Origin of the sequence: Shewanella sp. 4_MG-2023 (assembly GCF_030548015.1) — a bacterium.
GTDB lineage: Bacteria > Pseudomonadota > Gammaproteobacteria > Enterobacterales > Shewanellaceae > Shewanella.
In genome coordinates, this window is the sequence record NZ_JAUORL010000001.1 from 144,680 (window position 1) to 166,096 (window position 21,417).

The 21,417-nt window shown below is 41.9% G+C and carries 16 protein-coding genes; 6 read left to right on the top strand and 10 right to left on the bottom strand.

Translation table 11 applies throughout. The features are described from left to right. Positions 1 to 277: 277 nt before the first annotated feature. Positions 278 to 1,369, bottom strand: a complete 1,092-nt coding sequence (locus Q4546_RS00615; RefSeq protein ID WP_303445488.1) for a two-component system response regulator — start codon at positions 1,367 to 1,369, stop codon at positions 278 to 280. Continuing rightward, positions 1,353 to 6,047 (bottom strand): transporter substrate-binding domain-containing protein, encoded by a 4,695-nt coding sequence (locus Q4546_RS00620; RefSeq protein ID WP_303445489.1) that lies wholly within the window; start codon positions 6,045 to 6,047, stop codon positions 1,353 to 1,355. The genes Q4546_RS00615 and Q4546_RS00620 overlap by 17 nt, the downstream gene beginning before the upstream one ends. Positions 6,048 to 6,583: 536 nt before the next feature. On the opposite strand from Q4546_RS00620, the gene trmH reads away from it, so the two are divergent. Both trmH and Q4546_RS00630 read left to right on the top strand, forming a co-directional pair. Further along, positions 6,584 to 7,285 carry a tRNA (guanosine(18)-2'-O)-methyltransferase TrmH gene (gene trmH / locus Q4546_RS00625; RefSeq protein ID WP_102476688.1) on the top strand — a complete coding sequence of 234 codons (702 nt, stop codon included), beginning with the start codon at positions 6,584 to 6,586 and terminating at the stop codon, positions 7,283 to 7,285. 203 nt (positions 7,286 to 7,488) lie between these two features. Further along, positions 7,489 to 8,247 (top strand): hypothetical protein, encoded by a 759-nt coding sequence (locus tag Q4546_RS00630; protein ID WP_102476687.1) that lies wholly within the window; start codon positions 7,489 to 7,491, stop codon positions 8,245 to 8,247. A gap of 3 nt (positions 8,248 to 8,250) precedes the next feature. Here the strand turns inward: Q4546_RS00630 and Q4546_RS00635 are convergent, their stop codons facing one another. Both Q4546_RS00635 and Q4546_RS00640 read right to left on the bottom strand, forming a co-directional pair. Then, positions 8,251 to 9,150, bottom strand: a complete 900-nt coding sequence (locus Q4546_RS00635) for a cation:proton antiporter (RefSeq protein ID WP_303445490.1) — start codon at positions 9,148 to 9,150, stop codon at positions 8,251 to 8,253. Continuing rightward, entirely contained in the window at positions 9,041 to 9,451 is a 411-nt protein-coding gene (locus Q4546_RS00640) for a cation:proton antiporter (protein WP_303445491.1), read from the bottom strand. Before Q4546_RS00640 ends, Q4546_RS00635 begins: the two co-directional genes overlap by 110 nt. 115 nt (positions 9,452 to 9,566) lie before the next feature. Here Q4546_RS00640 and Q4546_RS00645 point away from each other — a divergent pair, with 115 nt between their 5' ends. The 3 genes from Q4546_RS00645 (at position 9,567) to Q4546_RS00655 (ending at position 12,602) form a co-directional block, all read left to right on the top strand. Further along, positions 9,567 to 10,430, top strand: a complete 864-nt coding sequence (locus Q4546_RS00645) for a universal stress protein (RefSeq protein WP_102440449.1) — start codon at positions 9,567 to 9,569, stop codon at positions 10,428 to 10,430. Between the two features lie 298 nt (positions 10,431 to 10,728). After that, complete coding sequence (locus tag Q4546_RS00650; protein ID WP_102476685.1) at positions 10,729 to 11,340, top strand: protein-disulfide isomerase; 612 nt, start codon at positions 10,729 to 10,731, stop codon at positions 11,338 to 11,340. 209 nt (positions 11,341 to 11,549) lie between these two features. Next, a complete protein-coding gene (locus Q4546_RS00655; protein WP_102476684.1) occupies positions 11,550 to 12,602 on the top strand; it encodes an NAD(P)/FAD-dependent oxidoreductase in 1,053 nt (350 codons plus the stop codon). A gap of 131 nt (positions 12,603 to 12,733) precedes the next feature. Here the strand turns inward: Q4546_RS00655 and Q4546_RS00660 are convergent, their stop codons facing one another. From Q4546_RS00660 to Q4546_RS00680, 5 genes are all read right to left on the bottom strand, one after another. Continuing rightward, positions 12,734 to 13,375 (bottom strand): LysE family translocator, encoded by a 642-nt coding sequence (locus Q4546_RS00660; RefSeq protein ID WP_198589375.1) that lies wholly within the window; start codon positions 13,373 to 13,375, stop codon positions 12,734 to 12,736. A gap of 330 nt (positions 13,376 to 13,705) precedes the next feature. Then, the gene (locus Q4546_RS00665) at positions 13,706 to 14,488 is read right to left on the bottom strand and encodes a polysaccharide deacetylase family protein (protein WP_102440447.1); all 783 of its coding nucleotides are present in this window, start codon (positions 14,486 to 14,488) and stop codon (positions 13,706 to 13,708) included. A gap of 157 nt (positions 14,489 to 14,645) precedes the next feature. After that, a complete protein-coding gene (locus Q4546_RS00670; RefSeq protein ID WP_102520881.1) occupies positions 14,646 to 15,086 on the bottom strand; it encodes a hypothetical protein in 441 nt (146 codons plus the stop codon). Positions 15,087 to 15,110: 24 nt separating this feature from the next. Further along, positions 15,111 to 17,522: a winged helix-turn-helix domain-containing protein gene (locus Q4546_RS00675; RefSeq protein WP_303445492.1), complete on the bottom strand. Its 2,412-nt coding sequence runs from the start codon at positions 17,520 to 17,522 to the stop codon at positions 15,111 to 15,113. Between the two features lie 450 nt (positions 17,523 to 17,972). Beyond that, a complete protein-coding gene (locus tag Q4546_RS00680; RefSeq protein ID WP_102440429.1) occupies positions 17,973 to 18,224 on the bottom strand; it encodes a hypothetical protein in 252 nt (83 codons plus the stop codon). Positions 18,225 to 18,761: 537 nt separating this feature from the next. Here Q4546_RS00680 and katG point away from each other — a divergent pair. Next, positions 18,762 to 20,936, top strand: a complete 2,175-nt coding sequence (gene katG, locus Q4546_RS00685) for a catalase/peroxidase HPI (RefSeq protein WP_102476679.1) — start codon at positions 18,762 to 18,764, stop codon at positions 20,934 to 20,936. A gap of 166 nt (positions 20,937 to 21,102) precedes the next feature. Here the strand turns inward: katG and Q4546_RS00690 are convergent, their stop codons facing one another. Further along, positions 21,103 to 21,351, bottom strand: a complete 249-nt coding sequence (locus tag Q4546_RS00690) for a DUF3297 family protein (protein WP_076539562.1) — start codon at positions 21,349 to 21,351, stop codon at positions 21,103 to 21,105. Positions 21,352 to 21,417: the final 66 nt, after the last annotated feature.

Here is a 21,417-nt window from a genome sequence, read left to right on the forward strand (position 1 = left end):
AATCCAATATCTTGCTTTAAATTAGATGACGAGTTTTACAATAATGCTTGTACCCAATAGCCAAAAAGCCTATTTAACGATTAGCGCCACTGTCACGCAGTAGTCTTTATTCCCCCTCAACAATCCGCTGACCCTTTTTTGAGATAGCAAATCCGCCAAACAACATAGGCTCTTTAAAATAACGACAATGTTATAAATTGATTTAAAATAGAACGTTAGCCTAAGACTTAAAGTGCATTAGGCTTGTCACGCCTCTTTTATTGCTTAATCGTTAAGGTTAATCATCATCCTGAAAGCGATCGGCAATTTTAATAAACTCTTCTTGAAGCGCATCAAAGGCATCTGCTATATGTGGGTCGAAATGACAGCCGCGGCCTTCTTTGATTATGCTTGTAGCCTGTTCGTGTGTAAAAGGCGGCTTGTAAACTCGACGACAAATAAGTGCATCATAACAATCGGCAATGGCCATAATCCGTGCCGACAAGGGAATATCTTCTTCAGCTAAACCTTCTGGATAGCCGCTGCCATCCCAACGCTCATGGTGACTATAAGCTATCTCTTTGGCGATGCTTAAATAGCTTGAATTTCCGTATTCATTTTCAGCACTTTCCATTGCTGATTTACCATATTCGGCATGCTTTTTCATTTCACTCCATTCGCCTTCATCAAGCTTGCCTGGCTTTAGTAAAACGGCATCCGGAACCCCCACTTTACCAATATCGTGTAACGGCGCTGATTTAAACAATAGGTCAATGTAAGCATCATCAATACTCGCAGAATAAGGTGAGTTTTCTCTTAAATATTCAGCTAAGGCTTTAACGTAATATTGAGTGCGACGAATATGTTTACCGGTTTCATTATCACGAGTTTCTGCTAGCGAGGCCATACAGTAAATAGCGACATCTTGGGTTCGAGATATTTCAGCCGTTCGCTCAAGCACTTTGGCTTCTAAGTCATGGTTTTGCTCTGCCAGAGCTCTATTTGCCGAAGTTAAGGCCAAATGGGTTTTAACTCGAGCTCGAATAATGGGAAGGCTAAAAGGTTTGGTGATGTAATCAACAGCACCCAATTCAAAGCCCAATATTTCTTCTTCTATTTCAGCCTTTACCGTCAAAAAAATTATCGGTATGTTGCTAGTGTCAGGGTTACTTTTTAACTTTTTACATACCTCATAGCCGTCTAATCCAGGCATCAAAATATCCAGTAACACTAAATCAGGCATAAAGCCTTGGGCGATACGCTCCAGTGCTTGTTCGCCACTTTTCGCCACAGAAACATGGTATTTACTCCCCAAAACCTCGATCAATACACTAATGTAAAATGCTTCATCATCAACAATTAATATTTTATCTTTAAGATATGGTGACATGTTCAGTTTCCTGTTCAGTTTCCTGTTCTGCTTGGGCTATGACTTGGGCGATTAATTCTCTAGCATTATCAAACTCAAATTCATTGACCTGCTCGATAAGTTTCTCAATCAGATGACTATCGACCTCGCCATCGAGGGCTAATATGTTTTCTTTAGCTTGCGGATTTCCAGCTGCTAATAGCTCATCAAGCGGTGATAAAACCCTGCTTAAATTGGCTGATACTTTAAACGGCTGTCTTATGTCAGTGCTATTACTTACGGATTGATTAATCCATTGGCATTGCTCAAGCCCTGCGATTAATACCGTAAGACTATCGGTAAAAGCTTGCCACTCAGGGACATCAAAGGGGGATGGGTGACTATGCAGTTGGCTTTCTAGATTAGCCGACGCCAGCTCTAGTTGTTTAGCGCCAATATTGCCAGCAACACCTCTTAAAGTATGAACGGCTCGTATGGTTGATTTTAAATCGTCAGCATCTTGATAACTCTGCAACAAGTGCAACTGATCTTTGTGACGCTGATAAAACTCACCAATAAGTTGCGCATAAAGCTGTTGGTTGCCCCCTAATCGCTTAATACCCCAGTGCACATCAACTCCCTCTATGGGGGCAAGCGACATATTTTGCTGCCCCTGAACTTTCTGGCTTTGTTTATGGGTAAGGTAGGGGCTAAGGGCTAAATAAAGCTGATCGGGCTCAACGGGTTTAGCCAGGTGAGCGTTCATCCCAACTTGTAAGCACTTATCGCGATCCCCTTTCATCGCATGGGCGGTCATCGCAATAATCGGGAGTTGTTTTTTATCAAAACGGCTGCGGAGGATTTCGGTGGCTTCGAAACCATCCATAATCGGCATTTGTACATCCATCAAAACAACATCAAATGTCTGCTCATCAACCATTTCTATTGCTTGCTTACCATTGTCGGCTACTGCTGAGGTTAACCCCATACGCTGTAAAAATTCAGTAGCGACCTGTTGATTAATCGATTGATCTTCTACCAATAACACATGGCCCTCTAACTGCTCAATCGTATTCTTCTCTGTTGCTGGCCCCATGGGCTGCGAAGGCTCAAAGATTTTCATCAAGGTATCAAATAGCACTGACGCATTAAGCGGTTTAATTAAAAATGCATCCAGCAAATCATTTTCCACCTCATTCATCACATCTTCACGCCCGTAAGCGGTAATTAAGATTATTGACGGTTGCTTACGCAGCGGTAAGTATTTAATGCTTCGGCTAGCCTCAATGCCATTCATTTTTGGCATCTGCCAATCCATTAACACTAATTGATATGGCCGCTCATCTTCCATATTGTTGATCACGCTAAGCATTTCAATCGCTTGCGCACCACTGACTGCGGTCTCAACTTCAAAGGAAAATGACTCCAGCAGCTCTTTTAAAATTTCTCTGGCATTGTCATTATCATCAACCACAAGCACTCTCATCCCTTTAAGGGAAGCACATTCCGTAATGACTGATTTTCGACTAGAAGTGACTTTAGGCACTGCAAGATTAAGCCTAAAGCTAAAGGTGCTACCTTGATCGGGTTGACTGGTTGCAGAAATATCACCTTGCATTAATTCAACTAATTGCTTACTGATGCTCAAGCCTAAACCAGTACCACCATGGAGCCGAGTAATACTGCCATCAGCCTGAGTGAAGGCATTGAAAATACTAGTTAAATTAGCTGGTTCAATCCCTATACCTGTGTCTTTAACTGAAAATTCTATGGCTACTTGCTCGTCTGTTTGCGACAGCATTTTAGTACGCAGCAATACCTCACCTTTTTCGGTAAACTTTATCGCATTTTGGGTTAGGTTTATTAGCACTTGCTCAATGCGTAACGCATCACCAATAATTGTTTCTGGTATTTTAGGGTCTAACTCAAACTGCAGCTCAATGCCTTTATCGACGGCTTTTATCCCCAATAGGTTGGCAATGTTAGTAAATACTTCATGTAAGAGGAACTCGCTCTGTTCAATTTCGAGTTTACCCGCCTCTACTTTTGAAAAATCGAGTATGTCATTAATAATCCCCAACAAACTTAAAGACGCTCGTCTTATTTTTTCAGAATAATCCTGTTGTTTATGATTTAATTCTGTCCCTTGCAATAAATGCGTCATACCAATAATGGCATTCATGGGGGTGCGAATTTCATGGGACATATTGGCAAGAAACTGACTTTTAAAAGCGCTAGCCTGTAATGCATCACGCTTTGCCTCCTCAAGTTTTTTACTACTTTGTGTTAATTTAAGCCTTGCTTTATTAAGCTTTCTATTCCAAACAAGGGTATACAGTATCATTGGCAACAATATGCCACAGGTAATTAAGATAGCCCGCCAAATCTGATAATGATTATCCTGATGTTCAAACTGCACAGAAAACCACTTATTTTCGATAGCTTGCCGTTGCTGAGGATCAATTCTCGCAATCGCGAGATTGACAATTTCCAACAATTCAGGCCAATCTTTGCGAATACCGATTGATTGTTTAAAGGTATAAGGCGTGGTTGCGGTCACTTTTACATTACGAATACCGAGTTCTTCTAATGTCCAAGATGAGGCATTTAAATTACCAATATAGCCATCAATTTCACCAGCGCTTAGTGCAATCAGTGCCTCTTTATTGGATGAAAATGGTACTAAATTAAATTGTGGATAATCATGTTTTAATGTCTCTTCGATGGCATAGCCTTTAACCACACCGACTTGCTTATTATCAAGATCATCAAGACTGGTCACAAAACGGGTATCTTGATGAACTAACACCATATATGGACTTTCCAAATAAGGGGTAGAAAACAGCATCACCTCGCGCCGTTCAGGTGTGGGGGTTACAGCAGGTAAAATATCTAGCTCTCCAGCGGAAAACTCTGCCAACACTTGGGACCAGGGTTTGTTAACAGGGGAAATAAACTCTGCACCAATTAAATTTGTCAATCTGGACATCACATCTGCCGACATCCCAGAATAAACACCGTTATCATCAATAAATTCAAAAGGCGGCCAGCTGTTATCAACTCCTAGTCGCCAAGTGGGATGAGCCTCCAACCATGCATGCTGTTTTTGAGTAAAAATAAGTGGACTGCTAATTTTACTGTCTTGATTAATCCAATCAGTATGTATCTGCTGGCGTCTTGACACACTTATCGAATCGAGGGCTTTATTGAGAATGCCAAGCAAGGGCTCCCATTCAGGATCTTTATAAATGGCAAATCTTTGATGAGCGGGCGCAAACATAGGATCGCCACTAAAGGTTAAATTAGTCAGCTGCAAACTATCCATAAGCCAAGTGACAACCGCTTGATTGCCAATATACGCATCAACTGTACCGAAAGAGACCGCTTTCAATGCCTCTTCAGTTGTTGAAAAGGTCATTAGATTAATCTCGGGATGATTATTGCTAATTTCATCGACTAAATAAAAGCCTTTCTCTAATGCTAATCTCTTGCCATACAATTCTGTCAATTTGGAATATTGTTGTGCGCCAGTTTTAGAAACAATCACCTTAATCGCACTAAAATAAGGCGCACTAAACCACAGGTTTTTGGCACGGTCTGGTTTTTTTACTAATGTTGCACCTAGTTTTAAATTTCCAGAACTAACCGCAGAAAGCATATCTTGGAAACTACCAAACACTCGAGTGTCAAAGCTCACTCCTAACTGCTTTTCAAAAAGGGTTAAATAGTCATGTAAAATTCCCGAGTGCTCACCATTAGGGTCGATAAAATCTACCGGCGGCCAACGACCGTCTACGCCAATAGGAATAATCGGATGAGCAGCTAGCCATGCTTTTTCTTCTTCTGTAAGGGTAATAATTGGCTGTGTCACTAATAACGGTTCAGCTAAATTTTGATACTCCCAATGAAAACCACTCCACTTAGCAGATATCGCATCTTTTTTCTTATTATCTATTTGTTGTATGCCTGTATCTATTGTTTGCAGTAATTCAACGTTTCCCTTCTTCACTGCTGCGCGAAAAGGATGTGAATATAATGCGGATTCAATGGTTTTGAATTTAGTCGTTGCAGGTGTTTGTTTTAAATAGGTGTCAAGGTAAAGCGGCTGGCAGATAAACAGGCTTATTTCGCCATTAATTGCAGCATCAAATAATGCTTTATAGCCTTTGAAAGTCCTGATGTCGGCATTGGGGAAATATTTTTTTAGCCAATTATGATGAAAACTATTGTGGGTAACACCAATACGGTATTGTGGTATTTGTTTAATAAATTCAATACCTTGCTCTACAGCATTGGCATATAAGAAATATTCACTATGTAACAGTGGCGCAGAAAAAGACATACTTTTAGCGCGTTTTTCATTTTGAAATACCCCAGCCAACAAATCGACTTTATTCTGCGCTAACCAAGTTTGCCCTTCTGCATTAGAGCCTGGTACAAATTCAACGGCTTTACCTGTGATTTGCGACCAAGTACGCCAATAATCAATTAAAATACCAGCAGCTTGGCCTTTGTCATTAAGATATTGCAACGGAGTGCTATCAGTTCGGTAAGCAATACGCACTACTTGCTCATCATTAGGAATTGCTTCAGCTTCAGCTGCTGCCGTAAGGTGACAGAAAAAAGGACAAAAAAAACCGAGGAATAGGCAAGCTAACCTCAATTTCATTGCAAAGTGGCTTACTAAAAGTAGACGAGGCATCCTTGTGAAGCGACTCATGCTAACTCCCTGTATGAGCTTAAAATAATAAATTCCTTATGTGCTTACCTGCACTGAATTAATCTTAGCACTCAAATGGCCAGATGCAATTTTGGCGATAAAATTTCAGCATCAAAACAGTAATTAATAATTCATTTTTAAATCCTTTTATTATTTATTGAAAACAAGTCAACCTAGAGAAAGTTCGTCCCTGAAAAATGACATACCCACCAATGTAAAGCACATAATAACTCCGCAAGTCATTAATGCTATTGACCAACGCAGCCCAAAAAGTACAACGAGACGGTTAGCCAAATAAATTAATACCTTGCGTCAACTCATCATGTGTACGGGGGGAGTAATTTAAAATGAATTATTTAAGGTTTTGTCCCCTAACTAAGATTAATAACTAAAATCAAACATGTACAACTGAATAGCATTTTAGCTTTAGCAATTAAGCGTTATAATGACGCAGATATTAACTCAGCAGTTACGGACGGATTATACGCCTTTTATTAATTCGCTTTTTCTTAGATAAAACCAAGTAGAACAGCCCCATGAGCCCAGAACGTTTAGCCCGAATAAATCAGATGCTTGATAATCGCCAAGTCGACCTGACAGTTTGCCTCGATAAAGTCCATAAATCGCAAAATATTGCAGCCGTGGTGCGCACCGCTGATAGCGTTGGCATCCATCAAATTCATGCGGTTATGCCCGATAACAGCCTTTGGGTTTCAGGCAATACTGCATCTGGTAGTCAGCAGTGGGTTAATACCGTCAATCACCGCAATTTTGATGATGCAAATAAGCAATTTAAAGCGCAAAAAATGCAGGTGTTAGCCACCACATTTTCAGACACTGCGGTAGATTTTCGCGAAATCGATTATACCCGTCCAACTGCCATCATCATGGGTAACGAGCGTGATGGTGTCAGCCCTGAAGCCATCGCAGCCGCCGATCAACATATCATCATCCCTATGATTGGCATGGTGCAATCACTGAATGTATCAGTCGCTGCAGCCTTAGTCATGTATGAAGCCCAGCGTCAACGCCAACAAGCTAATATGTACGGTAGCCGCCAGCTTGATCACAGCTACTGCCAAACCATGTTATTTGAACAAGGTCACCCAATATTCGCCAAGGCCTGCCGTAGAAAAAACATCCCATACCCAGCTATCGATCTGCAAGGGCAAATTGATGCTAGCGATGAATGGTGGCAGCGCATGCGCGCGCCAGATCCACAAGCTGAGCTCGGTTAACATTAACCTTTACTGATATTAAACAAGATAAGAATATCCTCAACACTGAGGCCTAGAGTCTCAGTGTTGTCGGCTCTCGCTTCCTCAATAAACATCCTCTAGCGGCTCTTTGATAAATAAAACTCCAGTTGTGAGCAACTTAACCGCTAACAGCGTCTATGCTTATTGTTGTAAATAAAAATTACTTACATAAGGAAATAGGTATGGGGATAACTGCTAAGAATCATTCAAGGGTAAAATTAACAGGAGTTGCCTTAGCAACACTACTTGCGCTTTGTGGCTGTCAATCAACCACCTCTGTCATCAGCGCTAAAAAAGACCTCGATATCAGCGTGACACAAAACACTGGCAGGTGCGTGACGGATAACAATGCCAATATCGGCTCACTCAGCGTATTTACAGCCAATACCCTATCAGGCTATATCGTTGATAATAAATTTGACCAATATGCTAAAGCCCATATTCAGCAATACCAAACCGACATTGTCATCAAAGATATATACCAAAGCGAAGATGCCAGTTGGAGTCAACTTTGTGTCAGCACCCAATTAGATATGACCTTTACCGATAAAGCAGATGCCAGCAAAACATTAACGCTACCTCTATATTTATCATTAGATAAAGGCAGCCCTGTACTTGAGATCCACAGCAATAAAACTGATATTGAGTCAGTAAAAGCCAGTGTCTTTCAAAATAATGCTCGCCCAGGTAAGGCGACGCTAGTGATGAAATGGGTCACCCAATGGCGAGAAGATAATCAAGGAAAAGAACTGCAGCTTTGGAACGGCGAGCTGTTATCGTTTACCTTTGACGATAAAGGCCAAATAAGCGTAGATGGACAATCAGGGCAACCCTATGTCACCTTCCCAATGCCATCGTATTCTATGGTCAATAACCAGCCGTCACAGTCGGTGCAAAAATTAACTTTTACCCTGACAGTGGTTAATGACCAAGCTGACTAAGGTTTATTCTACTTGCGAATGATGACCATGCTTGTTCAAACTCCATTTGAGCAACATGGGGCCGATTAACGTGGTGATTGCTATGATCACCACTAACTCGGTAAATAATTTATTGTCGATAATGTTCGTCTTCAGCCCCATTTCAGCAAACACTAAGCCGACCTCCCCTCGCGGCACCATAGCGCTACCCACAATAAGTTTCTTTTGCCAGTTACCACCAGCAACCGTGCCGGCAACCAGTTTGCTGGCAATGGCTAACAATGACAGCCACAGCAATACCCCGCTAGTACTGTAATCTAGCTGGCTCAGATCTAAGCTTATTCCAACGTAAACAAAAAATATCGGGGTAAAAACGTCAACTAATGCCTTACTTGATTGCTCCATTTTGTGGGTAAAGGCAAAAGGGTTAACTAGGTAGCGATTGAGTGGTGAGGTAAATTGGCGGCTAAGTGCTAAGCCAACCGCAAAGCCGCCTAACAAGGCTGGCGCACCGAATAAGTGTGCTAGCCATGCAAACAAGCACACTAAAATCATAGTGATGATAACTTCATAACCTGAATTATCGCTAGCCGGTTTTAGTACTCGTGCAAAATACAATAACACCCTAGCCACGGGCGGCGTCAGTAACAAAAACACCAGCACTTTAGTGATAAGTAATAGCGTGCTAAATACATCAAACTCCCCATGGGCTGCAAAGTTGAACAAAATGCTGAGCAAAATCACTCCGCCGATATCATCAAACACGGCGGCGCCTAAGATAATATGTCCCGCGGTCGTTTTTGCATGATTGGCATTAACCAACACCCGTAATGAAATGCCAATACTCGTCGCTGTTAAGGCACACCCAAGAAAAATAGCGGTGAATATTGAGTCGGTAAGATAGTAGGCACCACTCACGCCCATCACAATAGCCGGAACAATTTCCCACTAAGGCCACGCTTACCGCGCGACCACCAGCTTGATAAAGTCTTTTAATTGAGCTTTCACAGCCAATGGAAAACAGCAGCAAGATCACCCCAAGCTCTGCCAATACAGTCAAAGTAGGATCAGGGCTGATAACATTAGTAAGCGACGGGCCCAATAATAAGCCCGCAAGAATCTCTCCCACCACCTCTGGCAGTTCGAAGCGTTGAAAAATCTCGCCAAAAAGTTTGCCCAAAAACAAAATCAGGCAAAGTGAAATAACAAACTGGTCAACGTTCATATTAACCTTAATCTTTTTATTGTTATTGATTAAATATTGAGCGTTTAGATGACAAAGATCAAGGTTGATTTTTAACCAACTGCTAAGCTTATACTTAGTGTCAGAGGAAATGAAAATGAGTAAATTATTTATTATTTCACAACAGCATCAGCAGCAAACTAATGCCATAAAAGAAGGGATTAACCTCGCTAAACAGTTAGGCTTAGTTCCTGAAATCATGTCCTACAGTTATGAGTCCTTAAGTGGCGATGCTTACTATAATCCCCGTATTGCCGGCGTGGTTCGAGAGCAAGTTCGCGCCGATGATAGCGCCGCAGTGAAGCAACAACTGAGTGTTCTCAATGCCAATGAGGTACAGTTTACTAATATGTGGTGTAAGCATTTAGTTGAACATGTATGTGAGTATGTCACCCCCGACAAGTACGCCATGATGCTAAAATCTATTCATGAATCAGCCTGTTTTCGCCCTTTAGATTGGCAGCTTATTCGTCATATCAAAGTACCGTTGATGTTATTGAGTAATCACCCCTTGCATAAGGCAAATTCAATTTTAATGGCGCTGGACTTGGGCACTAGCGATCCACTAAAACAAGCCCTCAACCAAGATGTAATTACCCAAGCCCAGCAACTTGCTAAGGCTACGGGTTGTGATTTACACCTAGGCTACGTGGTGCGTTTTCCGCAAATACTGCGGGATATGGATATCGTCAATACTCACACCTTAGTGAAAGAAGCTTACCAGCGTTATGACAGCAAGATTGCAAAGCTTGGCCTAGATAAGGAGCATGTGCATATCCTGACAGGCAATGCCGATCTATGCCTGTTCGAATTAAGTTGTCGCCTAAAAGCTCAATATCTTGTTATAGGCGCTCGCCAGCGAGAAGGCATTATTGGATTTATGCTCGGAAATACCGCTGAGTCGATCTTAGAGCGAGTTCGCAGTAACGTTTTAGTGGTGCCACATCGCTTGGCAGATTAATGCCATTGCTATGACCAAAGGTTTTAAGTTACTTGCTAGCTTCATTTTGTACCTCAAAAAGATTACTTAGGACTTAAACGTCTGGTTCGATTAAATCAAGCCCTACCATCGATATGTGCTATCGTTTGATGGTTGAATTGTATAAGGAAAAATTCAAAGCACGATATCGATTGTAAAGGGTCAGCCCCTCTGCAAGATGTAAACAGCCAACTTATTAGCTATGTATGCTTTCAATCATTGAATAATGGCCACAAACTCACTAGGATCAACTCATCAGATAGCAAACAAGAATTTTCCTATGACCACCGAGCTTTATTTCATCTACGACTCACATTGCCCTTGGAGCTACGCCGCAACACCTTTGGTGAATGCATTACAAGAAGCCTACCCTGAAATGAATGTAAACTTATTACATTGCGCCAATTTCATCGGCAAAGACAGTGCTGGCGAAGAGCAAATGGAAGCGGCAGCAAGAATGAGTGGACTTAAGTTTGGCAGAGATCATATTCGTTATGCCAATAGCCCTAAAAACTCAGTCAAAACCGCTAACCTAATGGGATGGTTGCAAAGCAAGCAAGCGAATAAACAACTGCCTGTACTTAATGCGATTCAAAGAGCACACTTTATCGAAGGTAACCCGCTTGATACTAAGCATGATTTCAATGCTATCGTTGAAAAGTTTAAACTGTCGCCATCAAATAAAGTCTTTAAAGATGAGCTGAGTATGGACGCTGAATACGTACTCGAAGGCATTGCCGAAATCCAACAGGTCATTGGTACTAACAGTTTTCCAGCATTAGTGATGACTGTAGGTGATAACGCTATATTTATCGATCACTCAAAATACATCAGTAGCCCGCATACTGTGGTGGCAGCTGTTGAGCAAGAAATAGCTGCGTTTAAGAAGTAATATAGCTAAGGCTAGTCACAAACAAAAAACCACGGTATTTACCGTGGTTTTTTATTGAAATTAAACCTTTAGAGTTTAATTTAAACGCTGAAAAGCGACCAAGGTTTACAGTAACGCCATTAACTCTTTTAAGGCCACAGCCGATTCAGCGCTGATGTTCTGTTAGAATGCAGCCCATAATAATAACCATATGTATTTATTGGGGTTCCATGAAAGAATTTATCATCATTGGCGCAGGGCAGTCTGGCCTTGCTATGGCGTATAACTTATCGAGCAATAATAAAGACTATCTCATTCTCGATGCCAATGAATATATAGGGGCTCCATGGCTCAAGCGCTGGGACTCTTTAACCCTGTTTACTCCCACTGAATATAACCATCTACCGGGTATGAAATTTCCTTTTCCCAAAGGTTATTACCCCAATAAATATGAAGTGGCAGACTACTTAAAAAGTTATGTAGATAAGTTCTCGATACCGATTGAGTTTAACCAAAAGGTCACCTCGATTAAAAAAGTGAATGGTATTTTTGACATAACTACTGCCAGCACAAGCTATAAAGCCAAACAAGTCATCATTGCCACCGGGCCGTTTCATACCCCTTACACCCCACCTTGTCATGCTGATATTGCCAAAGATGTTGTTCAACTGCACAGTGAAAACTATAAAAGCCCATCTCAACTGCAACAAGGTGATTGTTTAGTCGTGGGTGCGGGTGATTCTGGGGTGCAAATATTATCTGAAATAGCCGATACCGGCCGCACAGTGCATTTTTCTGGCACCAATAAAATCAAAGCCATTCCCCAAGCCTTTTTAGGTAAAACCCTATGGTGGTGGTTCACCAAAATCGGCTTTTTATCGGTTAACCGTTTTAGCAAAATTGGCAAGTGGTTGAGCAGCGGCGTGCAACCTGTCATTGGCACTGACGTAAAATCACTACTAGCAAAAGACAATGTCATCCACATGGGCAGAACCTTGTCAGCCGATGAAAGCAGTATTAAATTTCAAAAAGGCAGTGTGAGTAGCATCAGAAATATTATTTGGGCTACAGGCTTTAAACCCAACTTTTTTTGGATTGACGGTATCTCATTTGATGAAATGAACTACCCCAGCAATTATCGCGGTGTCAGTAATGATATTGAGGGCTTGTATTTTATTGGCTTGCCGTGGCTTTATACCCGAGGCTCTGCCACCCTAGGCGGCGTTTACAAGGATGCGCAGTACTTAATGAATTACATCTCTGAAAACGTTAAAGCGGCTTAAAAGCAGATATCAAGAACACGCTATGAATATTAATGGTTTGTTCTCTAAAACAAAAAACGGAATGAGTGGCAGCTCATTCCGTTTTTTATTTTTAAGCAAAGTCGCTTTAAAATTCAATACCTTATATTGGCCTAACTAATGCTTTGCACTTGAGAAGCTAGCAACCAAATGGCTAAGGCAAAAAATATCAATCCCATAAACTTATTTTGATAGGTTCTAAACTTGTCATTTTTAAGCAGCGGCTTACCTAAACTGCCCACTAAAGCCACCAGCAGTAAATTAAAAGCGAGCCCCATGACGTTCAGTATCAGCCCAAGAGTCAACATCTGCTCGCCTGAGCTGGCACTAAGCTGGGTTGAGACAAACTGCGGCAAAAATAACACAAAAAATATCAGCGCCTTGGGATTAAGCAGGTTACTCATTACCGCGCGGCGATAAAGTAATTTGGCTAAATTATTTTGCTGCTCAATTTCAGGGGCATCAGCTGCGCTGCTGCGCATACAATCCCAGCCCATTTTTAATAAATAAGCGCCGCCTAGCACCCGCAGCACTTCTAATGCCATCGGGTTCATTGCCACTAACGCCGACACACCCATAGCTGCCAGCAAAGTTAAAATAAGCCCAGAGGTCGCATTGCCAAAGCTTGCATACACGCCCACCTTGCGGCCATAACTTAAACTCGAGCTGGCGATCAGCAGCATGTCAGGCCCAGGTATTAGCAGTAAAGCGACCACAGTGGTTAAATAAACAGGAAGTAAAGCCAGATCAATCATGATAAATACAAAATTAGTGATAAAACAGCCGCGGATTCTACAGTTATCCAACATGAATAAAAGTCATCTTGTGTTTAAATGAGATCTTGAGTTGGCAGAGTTTATTTACAGCTAATATTAGAGGCTGATGTTAAAGGCTGATGTTAAAGGCTGATGTTAAAGGCTGAATTAAGCTAAAGATAGCGTAAGCTGAAACAAGCTAAATAGAATTAGCTGCTATTACTTCGCAGCTGCATAGTTCATCAAATTACGGTATGAATCCACATGATACTTGTCACTGCCTCTCACTAAATATAGCCAAAGCTTAAAACACCCAAATCTAAAAAAGTGTTATTGCTGAGCGGCTGCATAGTTCATCAGGTTAAGGTATGAATCGACATAGTACTTGTCACGGTTGGCCGCTAAATAAGCCAATAGTTCAGCATGAGCTTTGGATGATACCGATAAGTAATCACCGCCCACCCCATGAAAAACTAAGTTAATCAGCAAGGTATCTGTAGAGGTATTATTAATATAAGCAATTAACGCTTTACCGGTTTCGCCGGTTGGGTAAATGATGGGGTTAAAGCGTGTGTCAGCGCCGTGGCCTTTAATCGCGGTAAAGAGGTGGTTTACTTTGTTAAGGTACTCTTGACCACCAGTCGAGTCATCATCTAAGCGTAAAGCACTGCCCACCAGTAAATCACCGCAAGGGACGGTATAGGTGCGCTCAGTTTTACCATCAATAGCATTTAAAAAAGTATTAGCAGCACTAAGCTCATCAATCATCTGTGTGACACTATAATGATCAAGGTCTTGCTCTACCTTAACCCAGCCCCTATTGGGCAATGAGGCGCGGCAAGGATGCTGCATACTGTGATTACCTAGCTCATGACCTTGTTTAACTGCAGCTTGCCACTCACTCTTTCGCTGCGCTAATACCGAAGACGTGGAGATAACATAAAAAGAGCCCTTAAAATGATGCTTATTCAGTGCTGGCAACACATTATCTAAATGGCTGTTTAAGGCATCATCATAAGAAAGGCTCACTGCTAGTTTTTCGCCGTTAGGCCAAGTAAACCTTTGAGTTTCAGCTGCCGACGCTGAAAAACAGGCCAATGGGAGTAAGACCATTGACCTTAAAATCTGTAATATTTGTTTATTGATAATCAATTTCGCGCCCATAAAAGTCATGCCAGCGCAGATTTTTATAAATCCAAATATAAAACAAGCTATAAACTAACATATAAATCAGCCTATTATGCATACTCTGACTTTCACTGAGTCGTTATTATTTCGAAATAACAATACGTGGATCTGTGCCTTCATCACAACCTTCAAGCATCACCAAATAGTCAAAGCTTTCCCCAACGTCAAGCTCTTCTTTCACTTTGCACTTTACTTTACCTTTTTTAAAATTCTTACCACATTGTTCTTTAAGCGGCGAATTTTCGCTAAACTTTAACTTAAATTTGGCTCTATTATTATCGCTCATTTCCCAAGTGATAAAGTCACCTCGCTTAGCGCAGATACACGCTTCAACCCCTTCACATTGCCCTTGCTCACAGCCGCTACCTTCATTAGGTGTTACCGTGACAGCGCACTCACTGGCAACCAAACTAATGGTTTGATCTTCAGCAAGACTTTGTCGTGAAAACATCCCCAATAGACCTATGAGTGTAACTAAGGTTAATGCTCGAGCTGTGAGTAATGGTTTTATAGTAATATTCATTGCCTTCTTCCTTGTTTTATTGCGTTATGGCATCGCCATGTTGACGTAAACACCTTGAAACTGAATATCTCTAGCCAGCAACTTTTTCGAATAGCCTAATTTAAGGGCATTATCGATATACTGAATAGCCAGTTGTTTTTCATCACAATTTATCGCCGCAATGGCCATATCATAAAAAAGATATGGATCGGGGCTATCTTGTAATTGAGTTGAGGTTATTTTTTGCAATGCCGGTTCACACTCCCCAAGCTCTGATTGATATCTGGCAAACATTGCTTGCATAACATGGTCGTTAGGATTAACTACAAATTGCTCACGAGCTAATTTATAGGCTTGTTGATAGCTTTGAAGGGCTTGAGTGGTATCACCGGAAAACTTTTCTGCATCCGCTAAATTAGCCCACAACACAGGGTCGTTGGGGCTCAGCTTAATGGCTTTACGATAACTTTGGGCTGCATCAGTAAACTCATATCTAAAAAAGAGTGCTGTCCCAAGGTTTGAGTAAGTTAACGCATTAGGTGCTAAAGATAATGCGGTTTGCCACGCCATAGTGGCCTTTTCTAATTCATCATCAAGAAAATAGGCGCCGCCTAAACTACTGTAGCCATTAGCGTAGTTAGGCTTTAATAATGTGACTTTAAGGTATTTATCTTTGGCTTTTTTATATTGACCATTATTAAAGTAATAATTGCCAAAGCGCTGATAATTTTTCCAGTATCCCGGCTCTAATTGAATCGCATTAGCAAATAAATCCACCGCCTTATCATTGTGACCCAGTTGAGTCTGACTGTCGGCTGCGCCAATAATTGCTTCAATATTTTTAGGGTTAAGGGTTAATGCCTCGTCAAAAAACGCAATAGATTGTGAATAACGGCCACTTAAGCGCTCTAGGTTACCTAAGGCAACTAAGCCTTCTTCTTTTAAATTCGACACCTGAGTCAGTGCATTACAAATTTGCTGGGCTGATTCAAACGTCGCAAGTTTTTTATTTATCTGGTATTGATTTAGATAGGTTTGGCATAAACCAGCGCTGGCTAAGGTAAATTCCCCATCAAATGCCAACGCCTTCATAAAATGAAATTCAGCTTGGGCTAATGTGGCCTGAGTGGGAGCTTTAAACAGCTCGCTTTTACCTTGTATATAACTGTCATAAGCTTTGAAATCATCGGTGCTGATAAGGTCCTGACTATCTAATTCACTCGACTGTGCAATCAGTGATAAGGCATTAAAAAGCTCACGATATATTTGTTTTTGCACCAACAAAATATTGCCGACATCACCTTTAACAACCGAAGACCACACCTGTAAATACGTTTTGATATCAGTAATATGTAATATTATTGAAAATTCACCTGCATTTTCAGTAATGGCGCCATCGACTAAATATCGCACCCCGAGTTTTTCGGCATAGGTGGATAGTTTGCTGTTTTGGGGAATTTCATTTACTGCCCGCTGAGACATTAAATTAAAAGCGCTTTGCTTGCTTAAGGCGCTAATCACTTCGCCTTGAAAGGTGGATTCAAAATAATGTGGTAATTGGCTTTGCTCATCAAACACAAAAGGGATAACCGCAATGAGATTATCTTGAATAGGTAGGCTAGTTTTCAGCGCTGCGACCTTGGGTTTTTCATTATAAATAGAGTCAATTAAATGCAGCGATAAAAAGCCACCTAAAATGGACAACGCGCCAATAAAGAAAAAATCAAACGCCAACTGTTTGTAAAACACCTTTTTCTTCGGATGATTTCTATCAGCTTTAAATAAGTCTTTTTTGACATTAATATCCTGAAACCATGTGTAAATAAGTAATATTGGAAAACCGACAACCAGTACTAAAACAACAATTTTAATGCCCCAATCAGGCACATTAAAAATCGGAAAGATAATGGCTATAATTTGAATAATGAGCCAAGTCATAATCGAAAAAGCCACGCTAACACGAAATAAATTAGAGTTTTTTAACAGGGCAATATTTAAGTGCCATTGCGGTGTATGTGCGCTATCGGCAGAATGCGTGGTAGACAACGGCGCTTTTAACGCAGCACGCTTTCGGTTAAGCGCCTCTTCATCAAGGGGGGCGACTGTCGCGATTAATCGATAGCCCTTTCGGGTAATGGTTTGGATAAAAACAGGGGACTCTTTGTGATCATCTAAGGCGTGGCGAATTTCGCTAATTACATGGCTCAAATTTCTACGCTTTCGATTAAGTTTCCCCCAACCAAAAGCGAGCAATCGCTGACTTGAAAGCAACTGCTCAGGGTTTGAACATAAATATAATAAGATTTCAAAAGCTTTAGGAGGCAAATGACGCCGTTCCCCATGAACAATCACTTCACCATCGTCGGGTAATACCACAATGTCATTTAACACAAAACCTTGACGTAAGTTAGGGTCGATTCCTTCCATATCGCTTTGATTTCTGCCCTTTGAGTCCATAAAAATTGAGCCTTATAGATTCTAATATTCGCTTGATTATGCGGAAACTTACACTGTTAAATGGGGAGAAACTTGATATTAAACTGAATGTTCAGTCTAGGTAGGTTTTGTATATTGCGCAAACCATGTGAGCCCCTTGATTCAGCGGTGTTTATCACAGGAAAATGACTCTAAAGCGGCCATATCAGGCGATATACGCGCTAAGCGTAAATGTTGCTGACTCACTTTAGTAACTGAAATTACATACATAAGTAGTACAAGATAATAGAGTCTTATATGTACTTTAGTTGCATGCTTGTTATTGTTTGAAGCTAAAATTTTAGCACTCATTGATAACAGCATATTAATACAGTAGGCAACCGGCACCTATCGACCCAATGATTGCCCCTCTAAGCCAAAAATAAAAAGCGCCAGTGATAACTAGCGCTTTTTGGGGGTAACTCCTTTAAATTAGTCTTCGTTCAACTGAACGGTGACGTTAGCAACATCATTTGCCTCGTTACCTTCATTATCTTTAACCACCACCTCAACGAGATCGGCAAGGTTACTGGCATAAGGGGTAACGTCACTGGTGTCATATTTAAACACATTTTCAGCGGCGTCATTTTCAGTGGCAAGCAGATGCACATCGAACTGACATTCATAATAATCGTTAGCTAAAATGATTTGTGTACCATCAGTGCTACAACTGCTGTTACTCACCTCAAATGAGTTCGAATTAATTGCCGTACCGGAATCGGGGACGACCTGATCAAATCACCAAATTAATGTGCCGCCAACGGATGGCAAGGCTGCATTTCAAATGCTTAGTTATTTTTCAGCAAACCAAGAGGTGCAAATACCTCATAGTGGTGAATCCCATCAATTAGACTCACTATCAGTTTATTCGTCTAACCAGCCTTAATGACACGAGCAAAGACTAAACCGAACAACAAACCGTAGATGCCCTAAAAATTGGCAACACAAAAGATAGCCATGTTTTGTTTATCCCCATTCAGATAAAAACCATCAAAACGATTGAGCTTAAAAGCGCCAAAGTCTGACTTTATGAACTAACTTGATAGATAGCCATATCGAAAAGCAGTGACTATCGCTTTCATCATACGCCAATTGTGGGAGGTAAAAAGTGGGTAGTCATTCAACCTGAACACCTAATGTACTGCGCCTTATGGCAATCATATTGTGCAAGCTATGCTGCTAAAAGCGGCTTAGGGTTCTACATACTAAGGAAGTTAAGCTATGAATAAAAACACCACAAATACTGGTGGCAAATGTCCAGTAATGCACGGTGCTACGACCGACAACAGCATGCCAAATACCAAGTGGTGGCCTAAAGCGCTTAATCTGGATATTTTGCATCAACATGATGCTAAGACCAACCCCATGGGCGATCGCTTCAATTATCAAGAGGAAATTAAAAAACTCGATGTCGCCGAGCTAAAACTAGATATGCATGCACTGATGACAGATAGTCAGCCATGGTGGCCTGCTGACTGGGGGCACTACGGCGGCTTAATGATCCGTATGTCTTGGCATGCGGCGGGCACTTATCGCACTGCTGATGGCCGCGGCGGTGCTGGCACAGGTAATCAGCGCTTTGCTCCGCTTAACTCCTGGCCTGACAACGTCAACCTCGATAAAGCCCGTCGGCTACTGTGGCCAATTAAGAAAAAGTACGGCAACAAGCTCAGTTGGGCAGATTTAATTGCCTACGCAGGCACCATAGCCTATGAATCCATGGGGCTTAAAACCTTCGGTTTCGGCTTTGGCCGTGAAGATATATGGCATCCTGAAAAAGACATTTATTGGGGAGCTGAAAAAGATTGGCTGGCTCCAAGTGGCAGTGAAGGCAGTCGCTACTCAGGTGAGCGTAATCTCGAAAACCCACTAGCGGCAGTGATGATGGGGTTAATTTACGTCAACCCAGAAGGCGTTGATGGTAACCCTGACCCACTAAAAACCGCCCATGATATACGGGTGACCTTTAAACGTATGGCCATGGACGATGAAGAAACAGTGGCCCTTACCGCTGGCGGCCATACCGTGGGTAAAGCCCATGGTAACGGAGACGCAAGTCTACTGGGCCCAGAGCCAGAAGCCGCTGACATTGAACAACAAGGCATGGGCTGGAATAACCAAGCGAACCGCGGTATTGGTCGTGATACGGTTTCCAGTGGTATAGAAGGCGCATGGACGACTCACCCAACCCAGTGGGATAATGGCTACTTTCAACTGTTACTTAACTACGATTGGGAGCTCACAAAAAGCCCAGCAGGTGCTTGGCAGTGGCAGCCCATCAATATTAAAGAACAAGATAAACCTGTTGATGTTGAAGACCCAAGCAAACGTTACAACCCCATGATGACTGATGCTGATATGGCGATGAAAATGGATCCTGAATACCGAAAAATCTCCGAGCGTTTCTATCATAATCCTGATGAGTTTTCTGATGCTTTTGCCAGAGCTTGGTTCAAGCTGACTCACAGAGACATGGGGCCTAAAACCCGTTATGTCGGCCCTGATGTGCCAGATGAGGAGTTGATTTGGCAAGATCCTATTCCCGCAGGAAACCGCCACTACGATATTCAATTGGTAAAAGAGCAAATCAGCGCCAGCGGGTTAAGTGTTAGCGAAATGGTAACAACAGCATGGGACAGCGCCAGAACCTTTAGAGGCTCAGATATGCGCGGCGGAGCCAATGGTGCCCGTATTCGTTTAGCACCACAAAATATGTGGCAAGGCAATGAGCCGACACGCCTGTGTAAGGTATTAACTATACTTGCCCAAATCGCGACAGATACCGGCGCCAGTATCGCCGATGTGATTGTTCTAGCAGGTAATGTCGGGGTTGAACAAGCTGCCAAAGCGGCAGGTTATGAGATGATAGTGCCGTTTTTTCGCGGCCGTGGTGATGCAAGCCAAGCGATGACCGATATTGACTCCTTTGCCGATTTGGAGCCGCTTCATGATGCATTTCGTAACTGGTTAAAGAATGATTATATTGTCAGCGCCGAAGAGTTAATGCTTGATCGCAGTCAACTGATGGGGCTCACTGCCCCTGAAATGACGGTACTTGTGGGCGGTATGCGGGTGCTTGGCACCAACTACGGCAATACATTACATGGGGTATTTACCGATAATGTTGGCGTGCTCAGTAATGACTTTTTTGTCAACCTCACCGACATGAATTATAGCTGGCAACCAAAATCAGATAATCTGTTCGATATTTGTGAACGTCAAACAGGCAAACTCAAGTGGACGGCAACACGGGTAGATTTGATTTTTGGCTCAAACTCACAGCTGCGTGCCTATGCTGAAATGTATGCCCAAGATGACAATAAAAAACGATTCGTTCGCGACTTTATTACAGCGTGGGCAAAGGTGATGAACGCCGATCGTTTTGATTTAATCTAAGTCGTAAACAGGCATGAACGCAATTTAAGTCTAATGCTAACAAAGCGTCGAGATTAAAAAAACAAAAAAGCGAATCAATCGATTCGCTTTTTTATGCTTTAAGTTAACAACTCAAGCTAATGCTTTTTGATCTTAACTCAAGCTACTGATTTAAAGATTAATCAGCTTACTTGTAAAAGGCTTCAATAGTGCCTTTAACTGTCATCATTAACGGTTGACCGCGACGGTCTAACGCTTTGTGAGACGGTACTTTAACCCAACCTTCACTGATGCAATATTCTTCAACGTCAAAACGCTCTTTACCGTTAACGGTAATACCAATGTCGTGATCGAAAATGGCAGCCACATGATGTGGGCTACGTGGGTTAACGGAAAGGCGATCAGGTAAAGCGAGTTTCTCAGTTGAGTCAGTCATGGTCTGCTATCTGTAGTAATAAATATATCCGCTATTGTAGGCAATAGCGCCGTTTTGCTCAAGCGC